13 protein-coding genes are annotated in these 11,725 nt (G+C 68.4%); 9 read left to right on the plus strand and 4 right to left on the minus strand.

All coding sequences use genetic code 11. The annotated features are described in order from the left end of the window. Nucleotides 1-436 precede the first annotated feature (436 nt). Nucleotides 437-1,468: an IS110 family RNA-guided transposase gene (locus SK803_RS10280; RefSeq protein ID WP_319965614.1), complete on the plus strand. Its 1,032-nt coding sequence runs from the start codon at nt 437-439 to the stop codon at nt 1,466-1,468. A 140-nt stretch (nt 1,469-1,608) separates the two neighbouring features. On the opposite strand, the gene SK803_RS10285 is transcribed toward SK803_RS10280, so the two are convergent. Then, nucleotides 1,609-2,415 (minus strand): SDR family NAD(P)-dependent oxidoreductase, encoded by an 807-nt coding sequence (locus tag SK803_RS10285; RefSeq protein WP_319965615.1) that lies wholly within the window; start codon nt 2,413-2,415, stop codon nt 1,609-1,611. A gap of 87 nt (nt 2,416-2,502) precedes the next feature. On the opposite strand from SK803_RS10285, the gene SK803_RS10290 reads away from it, so the two are divergent. From SK803_RS10290 to SK803_RS10320, 7 genes are all read left to right on the plus strand, one after another. Further along, a complete protein-coding gene (locus SK803_RS10290) occupies nt 2,503-3,129 on the plus strand; it encodes a TetR/AcrR family transcriptional regulator (RefSeq protein ID WP_319965616.1) in 627 nt (208 codons plus the stop codon). Nucleotides 3,130-3,182: 53 nt separating this feature from the next. Further along, complete coding sequence (locus SK803_RS10295; RefSeq protein WP_319965617.1) at nt 3,183-4,211, plus strand: substrate-binding domain-containing protein; 1,029 nt, start codon at nt 3,183-3,185, stop codon at nt 4,209-4,211. Between the two features lie 33 nt (nt 4,212-4,244). After that, on the plus strand, nt 4,245-5,543 hold the full coding sequence (locus tag SK803_RS10300; protein WP_319965618.1) for an ABC transporter substrate-binding protein: 1,299 nt from the start codon (nt 4,245-4,247) through the stop codon (nt 5,541-5,543). After that, on the plus strand, nt 5,540-6,415 hold the full coding sequence (locus SK803_RS10305) for a carbohydrate ABC transporter permease (RefSeq protein WP_319965620.1): 876 nt from the start codon (nt 5,540-5,542) through the stop codon (nt 6,413-6,415). The genes SK803_RS10300 and SK803_RS10305 overlap by 4 nt, the downstream gene beginning before the upstream one ends. After that, complete coding sequence (locus SK803_RS10310) at nt 6,415-7,248, plus strand: carbohydrate ABC transporter permease (RefSeq protein WP_319965621.1); 834 nt, start codon at nt 6,415-6,417, stop codon at nt 7,246-7,248. Before SK803_RS10305 ends, SK803_RS10310 begins: the two co-directional genes overlap by 1 nt. Continuing rightward, a complete protein-coding gene (locus SK803_RS10315; RefSeq protein ID WP_319965622.1) occupies nt 7,245-8,195 on the plus strand; it encodes a hydroxyacid dehydrogenase in 951 nt (316 codons plus the stop codon). Before SK803_RS10310 ends, SK803_RS10315 begins: the two co-directional genes overlap by 4 nt. A 102-nt stretch (nt 8,196-8,297) precedes the next feature. Next, nucleotides 8,298-10,028, plus strand: coding sequence for a DUF2264 domain-containing protein (locus tag SK803_RS10320; protein WP_319965623.1), 1,731 nt, complete (start codon nt 8,298-8,300; stop codon nt 10,026-10,028). On the opposite strand, the gene SK803_RS10325 is transcribed toward SK803_RS10320, so the two are convergent. Beyond that, nucleotides 9,988-10,209: a substrate-binding domain-containing protein gene (locus tag SK803_RS10325; RefSeq protein WP_319965777.1), complete on the minus strand. Its 222-nt coding sequence runs from the start codon at nt 10,207-10,209 to the stop codon at nt 9,988-9,990. The two genes, SK803_RS10320 and SK803_RS10325, sit on opposite strands and share 41 nt — an antisense overlap. Before the next feature lie 143 nt (nt 10,210-10,352). Here SK803_RS10325 and SK803_RS10330 point away from each other — a divergent pair, with 143 nt between their 5' ends. Further along, nucleotides 10,353-10,832 carry a hypothetical protein gene (locus SK803_RS10330; protein WP_319965624.1) on the plus strand — a complete coding sequence of 160 codons (480 nt, stop codon included), beginning with the start codon at nt 10,353-10,355 and terminating at the stop codon, nt 10,830-10,832. Here SK803_RS10330 and SK803_RS10335 read toward each other — a convergent pair. Further along, complete coding sequence (locus SK803_RS10335; protein WP_319965625.1) at nt 10,829-11,239, minus strand: class I SAM-dependent methyltransferase; 411 nt, start codon at nt 11,237-11,239, stop codon at nt 10,829-10,831. The genes SK803_RS10330 and SK803_RS10335 overlap by 4 nt on opposite strands. A gap of 60 nt (nt 11,240-11,299) precedes the next feature. Then, nucleotides 11,300-11,707 (minus strand): VOC family protein, encoded by a 408-nt coding sequence (locus tag SK803_RS10340; protein WP_319965626.1) that lies wholly within the window; start codon nt 11,705-11,707, stop codon nt 11,300-11,302. Between the last annotated feature and the right edge of the window lie 18 nt (nt 11,708-11,725).

The raw sequence follows: 11,725 nt of genomic DNA on the forward strand, positions 1-11,725 counted from the left end.
TCGCTCGGCCTGGCAAGTGACCCAACCAAAACCCGGCAGATTCTGCTTCAAAAGCCCCGCCGGAAAACCTACCAACGCCACCCAGAACCAGTACTGGGCGACCCACCGCCATTCTGAACGAATTCTTTCAATCGCAACTCGCACCCGGCGACCACCAACGCAACAGAGAGGATGTTGTGGCGGGATCGCCTGGGTTGGTCTGACCCTCAACGCAACTGACCGTGGTGTCTTTCGCCGGATCTGTCGTCCGGCCTGGGTGGTCTCGTGTGCACGTCACCAGGCGGGCGGAAGTGACCTGATAGGAGCCTGTCTCACCAGGACCCATCTCTGTTCTGTCCGCCCCGCCCAGCCCGGTGCGTGCCGTCCCGACACGGTCCAGCGAGCAAGGACGGCGGCCTTCAGGATGCCCGATCCACACACCCCTGCCCACGGCGAGGTGTTCGGCGGAGTCGACACCCACACCGACACCCACCACGCCGCCGCACTCGACCACCTCGGCCGCCTCCTGGGCGACGCCGAGTTCCCCGCCACCCCCGACGGTTGCGCACAACTGCCCGGCTGGCTGACCGGCTTCGGCCCCATCGCCACAGTCGGCGTCGAAGGCACCGGCTCCTACGGCAAACAACTCGCGATATCGCTGCGCCAGCACGGAATCCAGGTCCGCGAAGTCTCCCGCCCCGACCGGCGAACCCGTCGCAGCCACGGCAAATCCGACGTCATCGACGCCATCAACGCCGCCCGCGCCGTCATCTCCGACGACAAAACCGCCACACCCAAAACCGCCGACGGACCAATCGAGTCCATCCGCGCCCTGCGCATCGTCCGCGGTGGCGCGGTCAAAGCCCGCACCGCCGCCCGCAACGAACTCACCAACCTCATCACCACCGCACCCGCCGCGCTCCGCGAAGCCTTACGCGGCAAACAACCCAAAGCACTACTCACCGCCTGCACCGCCCTGGAACCCGACCTCACCCAGCTGGCCAGCCCCACCCACGGCACCATGCTCGCCCTGCGATCCATGGCCGAGCGAATCGCCGCCCTCAACCAGCAGATCACCCAGCTCGACAAACACCTCGACCGGCTGGTCACCGCGACCGCCCCCACCCTGGTCGGCCTGCTCGGCATCGGCACCGACGTCGCCGGCCAGCTCCTCGTCACCGCCGGCGACAACCCCCAACGCCTGCACAGCGAAGCGGCCTTCGCCAAACTCTGCGGCGTCGCCCCACTCCCAGCCTCATCCGGACGAACCGACCGGCACCGCCTCAACAAAGGCGGCGAACGCCAAGCCAACCGCGTCCTGCACATCGTCGCCGTCGTCCGCCTGCGCTACTGCCCACGCACCAAGGCCTACCTGCAACGACGCACCGAACAAGGCCTCACCAAACGCGACATCCTCCGCTGCCTCAAGCGCTACATCCTCCGCGAAGCGCACACAGCCATCATGAAAGACCTCGCACAACACGCTTGACGTCTATAGGAGCGTCCGGCACCCCCGCACGCAAACGGTCCACGCCCCGCAACCACCCGAGCAACCCGACCACAGAAATTCGTTCCGGCACACGCCCGACGAAGGAGGGCATGTGCCGGGTCGGCGCAGCCGTCAAGCCGTCATACCCGCCGAAGACGGGCCGCGATGACCCGATCAAGCGCCCGATCAGACAAAACACGAACCAACCGAGTGAGCACGGCAGCATCCCGCCCAATCGTGTACCGAGTACGCGGCCGACGCGCCGTCACCGCCTTGGCCACCACCAACGCGGCCGCCTCAGCCGAAACCCCCGCCGCAGTCCCAGAATCCATCAACGAGTTGATCGCCAGAACCATCCCGCCATACCGCCGCTCCTGCTCGGCAGTCATCCCAGCAGCCAACTCGTCCGCCGTCGCAATCCCCCGCGCGGCCATCTCCGTCCGAACCCCGCCAGGCTCAACCACAACCACCTGCACGCCCAAAGCCGCAACCTCCCGCCGCAGCGAGTCGCTGACCGCCTCCAACGCGAACTTCGCCCCGGCATACGCCCCGTAAGTGGGCATCGCCGCCTTGCCGCCAACCGAGCTGATGTTGACGACCCGCCCCTGACCGCGCAGCAACGCGGGCAGAAGTGCCTGCGTCACGGCGACATGACCGAACAGGTTGACCTCGAACGTCCGCCGCCACTGATCCATCGGCAGCGCCTCGACCGGCGCGTTCACCTGGATTCCGGCGTTGTTGACCAACGCGTGCAGCGAAGGGCCGACCCGCAATGCGAGCGCCTCCACCTGCTCCGGCTTGGTGATGTCGAGGATGACCGGCTCGATCCCGGCCGACCGGATGGCGTCGGCATCGCTGTCCTGGCGCACCCCTGCCAGCACGTGGAACCCCTGACGCGCCAGTTCGACGGCCGTCGCCCGGCCCATGCCCGTGGACGCTCCGGTCACGACGACCAGCTTCCGACTTTCAGATGACGTTGTCACCTCAACCACGGTACGCACTCAGATGACACTGTCAACTGTAGGATGAACGACATGGTCACCCGTGCGGAGTCCGCCGCCGCCACCCGCCGCGCCCTGCTCGACGCGGCCGCCGAACTGCTCGACCTCGGCGGTCCGGAAGCGGTCACGTTGCGCGAGGTCGGTGCGAAGGCGGGCGTGACGAGGGGAGCGCCCTACCGGCACTTCGCGGACAAGGACAGCCTGCTCACCGCCATCGCCGCCGAGTGCTGGGAGGACATCGGCGACCAGGTGCACGCCGTGCGGCTCGACGAAACGCTGCCGGCCGCCAAGAAGCTGCGGGCCGCTCTCCAGGTGCTCGTAGGCATCGGCAGGGAGCAGCCGCACCTGTACCAGATGTTGTTCAGGTGGAACGGAAAGCGCCTCAACCAGCTGGAGCGGCTGCACCGTCAGGTGTGCGGACCGGAAGGAGATCCGGAAGCCGCCGATCGAGGCGCCGCGCGGTTCCAGGACGAGTTCCTGGCCATCGTCGCCTCCGTCGTGGGAGAACAAGACGCGCAGCACTACGGCGCGTTGCTGCTCACCAGTGCGCACGGCATCGCGGGCATGGAGCACAGCGGCCACCTCGGTGCGGACAAGTGGCACACCACGGCCGACGCCCTCGTCGACACGCTCGTCCGGATGGTCTCGGCAGCGCCGTGATCGTTCGCGGGTTATGCTCGCGACCAAACGCTCAAACGAACAGGCGGACGGTCATGCGTGAACCCAGCGATGCGCGGCGGCAGCGGATTCTGGCTGTCATAGCGTCGCGGGGCACGGTCAAGGTGAGCGATCTGGCGAGCGAGCTGGACGTTTCGATCGTCACGATCCGGCGCGACGTCGAGGAGCTCTCGCGGCTCGGCAAGCTGCGCCGTGGGCACGGGGTCGCGCGGTCGCTCACGCCGGTGGAGCAGCCGTCGCCGAGACGGGACGCGAACGGGGCGGTCGCGCTGGTCGTGCCGGAGCGGCACACCTACCTGTACGAGACGATGAACGGTGCCCGCAAAGCGCTGGAAGAAGCCGGCATGCGGGTCGTGCTGCACATCGCGCCGCAGGTCAAAGGCGCCGAGAAACCGATCGTCGAACGGGCGCTCGCGGAACCGGTCCAGGGCCTGCTCATCGCGCCGCGGTGGCGCAGCCACGAGGAAGAGCTGAAAGACGACTGGCTCGCCGGGACCGGGGTGCCGACCGTGCTGATGGAGCGCCGGCCGAGTGGCCACCTGCGAGCGATGAACTCGGTGTGCTCGGACCACTGGTACGGCATGCACCTGGCCGTGAAGCACCTGACGGACCTCGGTCACCGCAGGATCGTGCTCGCCGCCCGCGACGACAGCCCGACCGCGCGAGCGCTCAGGAAAGCGTTCAAGGAGATCTCGGCCGACCTCGAAGACGCCATCACGGTCGGCAGCTCGCCGGACACCGGGCTGGTCGGCATCCTCCGCGCGCATCGGGCGACCGCGACGATCCTGCACGGTGACGTCGACGCGTTGATGCTGGTCCAGCAGCTGACGGACGCCGGCATCGCAGTGCCCAGGAGGTGCTCGGTCGTGGCGTACGACGACGTGGTCGCCGCGCTGGGCAGCATCCCGCTCACGGCCATCGCCCCGCCGAAGACCGAGGTCGGGAAAGTCGCGGCCCAGTTGCTGCTCCGGCAGCTGCAAAGCCCAGGTCAGAGCGTCGAACGCGTCGAACTGCTGCCCGAGTTGAAGATCCGCTCATCGACTGAGCGTTTGACCGTTTCTTGACGATAAACCGATCAGGCGATCAGGATGCGAATCATGCGCCTGAGTCGTCGCACACTCCTCGCGGCGGGCCTCACGGCACCACTGGCGGCCTGCTCAACTCCGCAACGCCGCGGTGCCGGGGGCCCGGTAGAGATCACGTTCTGGTCGGCGCTGCGCGGTAGCCAGCAGGTCGTCGACGCGTTCAACACCACGCAGAACCGCATCAAGGTGATCTTCCAGCAGATCCCCTCCGGCGGGCAGGGCGGCTACGCCAAGCTCAGCAACGCGGCCAGGGCGGGCAACGCCCCTGACGTCGCCACCATCGAGTACCCGCAGGTGCCGGGGTACGCGATCGACGGCGTCGCCCGCGACATCACCGACCTCGTCACCGATCGCGTGAAGCAGAAGCTGTTGCCACAAGCGCTCAAGCTGACGACGTTCGACAACCGCGTGTTCAGCGTCCCGCTCGACATCGAGCCGATGGTGCTGCACTACCGCGCCGACCTGTTCGAGGCCAACGGTTTCCAGATCCCCGAGACCTGGGACGAGTACACCGACCTCGCCAGGAAGGTGCGGGCCAAGTTCCCGGACAAGAAGCTCGGGCTCTTCCCGACCGACGGCGCCATGCAGTTCGCCTGCTACGCCTGGCAGGCCGGCGCGCAGTGGTTCGACACGGGCAACGGCAAGTGGCAGGTCTCGCTCGCCGACGCGCCCACGCGGAAGGTCGCCGAGTACTGGCAGGGCCTGATCGACGAGGACCTCGTCTTCCGCAACGCCAGCGACAGCAAGCAGCACGACGCCCAGGTCGGTCAGGACCGGGTGATCACCAGGCTGAGCGGCGCCTGGGACGCGGGTGCCCAGATGCGCGCCCGTCCCGGCCAGAAGGGCAAGTGGCGCATCGCTCCCATGCCCGTCTGGGACCAGCCGGTGGTCGGCACGCACGGCGGTTCGACGTTCGCGGTCACCAAGGACTCCCAGCAACCCGAGGCGGCCATGGAGTTCATCGAGTGGCAGTGCACCCACCCGGACGCGCTCACCGCTCGCCTCAAGAGCGGCACCAGCAGCCAGTACCCGGTCGCGCCCGGCCTCGTCGACGCGGGCGCCAAGGCGTTCCCCGGCGAGTACTACGGCGGCCAGGACATCTACCGGCTCTTCAAGCAGGAGGCCGACAAGGTCCGGGACGGCTGGGTGTGGGGCCCGCGGATGACCGCCACCCAGAAGGTCATGCAGGACGGCTTCGCCAAGGCGGGCGCCGGCGTCGGCACGCTGATCGAAGCGGTTCGCGAGGCCCAGAGCGGCACCATGCCCGACCTCAAGGCGCTCGGACTGTCCACTGAGGAGGTCGAGCGGTGAAGGGCAAACTCGCCTGCGCCGTGCTGATGGCGCCGTTCTTCCTCCTGCTCGTCACGGTCTTCCTCGTACCGACCGGCACCGCGATCTGGCTCAGCTTCTTCGCGCAGGACCAGCCCGGACTCGGCTTCGGCGCGGAGAGCACGGTTTTCGTCGGTGTGCGCAGCTATGTCGCCGTGCTGAGCGACCCGACGTTCCGGGGCGGCCTGCTCACGGTGGTGCTCTACTGCCTGATCTACATCCCGCTGATGGTCGTCGGCGCGCTCGTCCTCGCACTGCTGCTGGACTCCGGCGTCGCCAAACTGCGCGGCTGGGCCCAGATGAGCCTCTACCTGCCGCACGCCGTGCCGGGCATCATCGCCGCGCTGATCTGGCTGTACCTCTACACCCCCGGCCTGAGCCCGATCATCGACCTGTTCGCCAAGGGCGACATCCAGATCAACTTCCTCGGCATCAACACGGTGCTGCCGTCGATCGTGAACATCGCCCTGTGGAGCAACCTCGGCTACAACATGGTGATCTTCTACGCGGCACTCCAGGCGGTGCCTCGCGAAGTCCTGGAAGCCTCGGTCGTCGACGGCGCGGGCCCGGTCAAGCAGGCGCTCCGCATCAAGACACCGCTGGTGCGCGGCGCGATCGTCACGGTCGGCATCTTCACGCTGATCTGGGCCCTGCAGCTGTTCACCGAACCCGTGCTGCTCAGCCAGTCCACGCCGATGATCAGCGCCCGGTTCTCGCCGAGCATGTACATCTACGACGCCGCCTTCACCCGCAACAACTACGGCCTCGCCGCGGCCGCGTCCGTGATCCTGCTGGCCTTCACGATCGCGCTGTCCTTCGGCGTCACCCGCTGGACGAACAGGAAGGCCGCCTGATGACCCTCCTCGGCCGGACCACGGTGAACGTCGTGATCGGCGTCGCCGTCCTCTACACCCTGCTGCCGGTGATGTGGCTGCTGCTCGCCGCCACGAAGAACGTCGACGCGCTGTTCGAGAGCGACCTCTTCTCCTTCAGCGACTTCTCGTTCGTGGAGAACGTCAAGAACCTGTTCGCGATGGACAAGGGCCTCTACGGCCGTTGGTACCTCAACAGCCTGCTGTACGCGGTGATCGGCGCGGCGGCCAGCGCGTTCATCTCGATCGCCGCGGGGTACGCGTTCGACAAGTACTCGTTCCGCCACAAGGAAAAGCTCTTCGGCCTGGTACTCGCCGCGGTCATGGTGCCGCAGACCGTGCTGGCGCTGCCGCTGTACCTGATGGCGTCCGAGGCGGGCCTGGTCAACACGTTCTGGGCGGTGTTCATCCCGGCGCTGTTCAACCCGTTCGGCGTCTACCTCGGCCGGATCTTCTCGCAGGGCTACGTGCCCGACGAGGTGCTGGAAGCCGCCCGCATCGACGGCGCGGGCGATCTCGGCACCTACTTCAAGGTCGCGCTGCGGATGCTGGGACCCGGCATGATCACGCTGTTCCTGTTCCAGCTCACCACGATCTGGAACAACTTCTTCCTGCCCATGGTCATGCTGTCCGACCAGAAGCTCTACCCGGTGAGCCTCGGCCTCTACCAGTGGAACAGTTCGGCCACCGTGTCCCCCGAGTACTACCCGGTGGTGATCATGGGATCACTCTTCGCCGTGCTGCCGCTGATCCTGGCGTTCATGCTGCTGCAACGGTTCTGGAAGGCAGGTATGACCGCGGGAGCCGTCAAGTGAGGATCGCGGGCCTGATGTCGGCGGCAGCTGCCGCCGCCGTCCTCACGCCCGTGCTCGATGATCTCAAGTCGGTCTGCGACTTCGGCCCGGTCGTCCAGGACCTCGCCGATCTTCCGGATGTCGACCTGCTCGTCACCGGCTGGGGCTGCCCGCCGATCACCGCCGCCGTTCTGGAACGGTTGCCCAGCCTCAAAGCGATCGTGCACACCGCCGGTTCCGTGAAGGGCTTCGTCACCGACGCCTGCTGGGAACGGGGGATCGTGGTGTCGTCGGCCGCGCAGGCCAACGCGCTGCCGGTCGCCGAGTACACCGTCGCGATGATCCTGCTGAGCGGCAAACGCGTGCTCGAACGCGCCCGCGAATACCGCTCGACCAAGCGGATGACCGTGTACGGCGTCCCTGACACCGTCGGGAACTTCGGCGCGACCGTAGGGATCCTGTCCGCGTCGATGATCGGCCGGCGGGTGGTCGAGCTGCTGCGGCCCTACGATTTCCACGTGCTGGTGCACGACCCGTTCGTGACCGAAGTGGACGGTGCCGAGTCAGTGAGCCTGCCCGAGCTGTTCGAGCGCAGCGACGTGGTCAGCGTGCACACGCCGTTGCTGCCGGAGACCAGGGGACTGGTGAGCCGCGAGCTTCTGGGCCTGCTGCGCGACGACGCCGTCCTGATCAACACCGCCCGCGGCGCCGTGGTCGACCAGGAGGCCCTGGTCGACGAGGCCGGGCGGATCCGGGCGGTGCTCGACGTGACCGACCCCGAGGTGCTGCCCGCGGACCACCCGTTGTGGCGCAACGACAACGTGCTCATCACACCTCACCTGGCGGGCTCGCAGGGCAACGAGTGGGGCCGCCTCGGCAGGCACGCCGTGGACGAGGTCCGCAGGTGGGTCGCGGGGGAGCCGTTCCAGACCCCGGTGCCCGCGGAGCGAAGGGGGCGGATCGCGTGATGCTGCTGGCCGAGGCCTCGGTGCCTGCGGAGCGAAGGGGGCGGATCGCGTGATGCTGCTGGACGAGACCCCGGTGCCTGCCGAACGAAGGGAACACATCGCGTGAAGCTGCCAGCCGAGGACCGCTCACTCAGCCCCCACACCGGCCTCACCCGCACCCACTGGGTCGCCGCCGCCGACGGCCTGCTCGACGCAGCCTGGCGATACGCGTCCCCCGACCAGGCTTTCCTCGACCTGCCCGGCCGCCCCTCGCGCAGCGGCGTGCGCTCCGACGGCCTGGAGGGCTACGCCCGCACGTTCCTCGCCGCCGCGTTCCGCACCGCGCACGGCGAAGACCCGCACAACTGGCTGGAGCGCTACGCCGCCGGTCTGGCCGCGGGCACGGCGGGGGAGTGGCCCGCGATCACCGACGTCGGCCAGCCGATGGTCGAGTCGGCCTCGGTTGCGCTGGGCCTGCGGCTGACCAAGCCGTGGCTCTGGGACAAGCTCCCCGAAAGCGTGCAGGACCGCGCAGAAGCCTGGCTGCGCGAGGCGCTGAGGCGCGTCCCCGCGGCGAACAACTGGTACTTCTTCCCCTACACCGTGGCGTCGTTCCTGGAAGCGGCCGGCCGCGGCGACGACGAGACCCGGCAAGCGAAACACCGGGCGATGGAACTCCTCGAAGGCTGGTACCGCGGCGACGGCTGGTACTCCGACGGCGACGGCCGCGCGTTCGACCACTACAACGGCTGGGCGCTGCACCTCTACCCGGCTCTGGACGCCCACCTCGACGGCCGGCCGGTCACCACACACCTCGCCGAACACCTGAAGAGCTTCCACCTGCTGTTCGGCGCGGACGGCGCCCCGATCTACTTCGGACGGTCGCTGACCTACCGCTTCGCCGCCGCCAGCGCGATCGCCCTGGCCGCGGTCACCGGCGAGACCCCGCTGAGCCCCGGACACTCCCGCCGGCTCATCAGCACCACGTTGAAGTACTTCGTCGACCGCGGCTCACTCACCGACGGCCTGCTCAGCCTCGGCTGGCACGGCCCGCACGAGGCGTCGTTGCAGCCCTACTCCGGCCCCGCCTCCCCGTACTGGGCGTCGAAGGCGTTCGTCTGCCTGCTGGCCGGTCCGGATCATCCACTGTGGACCGCACCGGAAGAAGGCGACTCCGGTGACCAAACGCTTGCGCTCCCCGGCCCCGGCCTGCTGATCCAGCGGCACAACGGCGTCACCAGGCTGCACAACCACGGCAGCGACCACGTCCGCCCGTTCGAGGGCGAGCACGCGACCGACGACGACCCGCTCTACAGCCGTTTCGCGTACTCGACCACCACCGGCCCGACGTCCGCGAAGAACCCAGCCGACAACCACATCAGCCTGCTCATCAGGGGCGACCGCAGCGTGCGGCGGCGGATCCACCCGCTGGGCGCGCGGGACAACTGGGCGGCTTCCTGGCATCGGCCGGTGTTCGACGCGAACCAGCCGATGGTGCCGGGACTGCGGATCGAGAGCGTCACGGCCGTGTGGGACGACCAGGAACTACGGATCCACCGGGTGATCGGCGCCCCGCCCGGCACACGGGCGGAGCTGACGGGCTGGGCGACCGATTTGCCGAACGCGCTGGTGCCGGTCCGGGGCTGGAGCGGCGAGGAACGGCGCGCGGCGCCGCAGGGCACGGCGTTCACCACCAACGCGAGCATCCCCGTGCTGACCGCCGACATCGAGGGCACGGTGACCCTCGCGGCGGTGGCGGTCCTCGGCGGGACAGCGCGGGAGATCGACTGGGACGCCCGCGTCGACGAGGTGCTCAGGCTGACTCTCGACGCACCAACGTCGTCGGCAGGATGAGTGACGTCGGTGTGTCCCCGTCGATCAGCCGCAGCAGCATCCGGGTCATCTCCCGCCCGAGCGCGTCGATCGGCTGCCGCACCGTCGTCAACGCCGGAGTGGTGTGCTGCGCCGTCACGATGTCGTTGAACCCCACCACGGCCACGTCGGCGGGCACCTGAAGCCCGCGGGCCGCCAGCACCGACAACGCCTTCGCTCCGCCCTCCTCGGTGAAGTCGCCGTGCGCGACCCGTGAGTCCTCGAGTCCGGCCTCAGCTCATCGACGGCACCTAGCAAGAAGTCCCGTGAGGTAACGCGGCGGCGGGGGAGGGCCGATGTACCGGTGTGCGCATCACCCTTCTCGCCGCCGCGTTCCTTCTCGCCGCCTGCTCCTCCACTCCGGAGGCCGCCCCGACGCAGGCACCGCGGACCCCGACCACAGTGGAGCAGCCGGCCGGCAACGGCCCGAACTGCGCCAACGCCAACTCGTCCGTCGTGGGCAAGGCACTCGGACTGCGGCTGCAGGGCCAGCAGGAGACCGTCGAGAAGGCGGTCACGACCTGCAAGTACGTGGGTTCCGGCATGCCGGTCGAGGTGCGGTTCACGACGAACGCGACGGCCAAGTCGTTCGCGCAGGGCAAGCCGGAGAAGGCCAAGGTCATCGACGGGTTCCACGACGAGGCCTACGAGGCCACGGCCGGCGGTTCGGAGACCACCCAGCACACGGTCGCCGCGCGCAAGGGCAAGACGCAGGTCGAGGTCATGTCACCCGCGGGCGTCGAGCCGTCGAAGAAGCTGATCAGCGAGCTGCTGGAGCGGATCTAGACAGTGTGCGTCTGAACAGCGCCGGGCCGCATGGGCACGTCGAAGAAGGAAAGTACGCGCGCGCCCGGTGCGAGCCACGGGCGCACGAGTTCGTGCGCACGGCTGGGATCGCGGTGGAACAGGCCGACGCGAACGGCGAAGACCAGGTCGAACCGGCGGTCGCCGAGGTTCATGTCCTCCAGCGACGCGATGAGGAACTCGGCCTTGCCGGACGCCACGTACGGGGCGTTGCGGCGGGTCGCGGCCTCGACCATCTTCGTGGACCGGTCGATCGCGGTGAGGGTGCCGGTGGACAGCAGCTGACACACCATCGTCGCGGCCACGCCCTGACCGCAGCCGATCTCCAGCACCCGCTCGTCCGGCCGGATCGCGAGTTGGTCGACCACACATCGCAGACGCTCGCTCATGGTCCACATGATGCGTCAGCAGGGCGGGCGGGGCCACCACCGCGGCCCCGCCCGTCATCGCTACCCGAGGCCGCCGAGGTTGACCATCCAGTTGATGCCGAACCTGTCGACCAGGTCGCCGTACTCGTCGCCCCACATCTGCTTCTCCAGCGGCGTACCGACCTTGCCGCCGTCGGCGAGCTTCTCGAAGTACGTGCGGAGCACCTCCTCGTCGCCCGACAGGGACACGGTGATGGTGTCGCCGGGGTGGTATCCCATGCCGGGCGGCGTGTCGGAGGCCATGAGCGTGTAGCCGGCTTCGGTCTCCAGCTGCGCGTGCATGATCTGGTCTGCCTGCGGCGTGTCCTGCATGCCGAACTCGCCGAACGTGTTCATCTTCAGCTCGCCGCCGAAGACCGAGTGGTAGAACTCCATGGCTTCACGGGCGGAGCCGTCGAAGCGGAGGTACGGGTTGAGCCGAGTGGCCACCGGGATCGCTCCTTATAA

The organism is Lentzea miocenica, assembly GCF_033949945.1.
In the GTDB taxonomy this organism is placed as follows: domain Bacteria; phylum Actinomycetota; class Actinomycetes; order Mycobacteriales; family Pseudonocardiaceae; genus Lentzea; species Lentzea miocenica.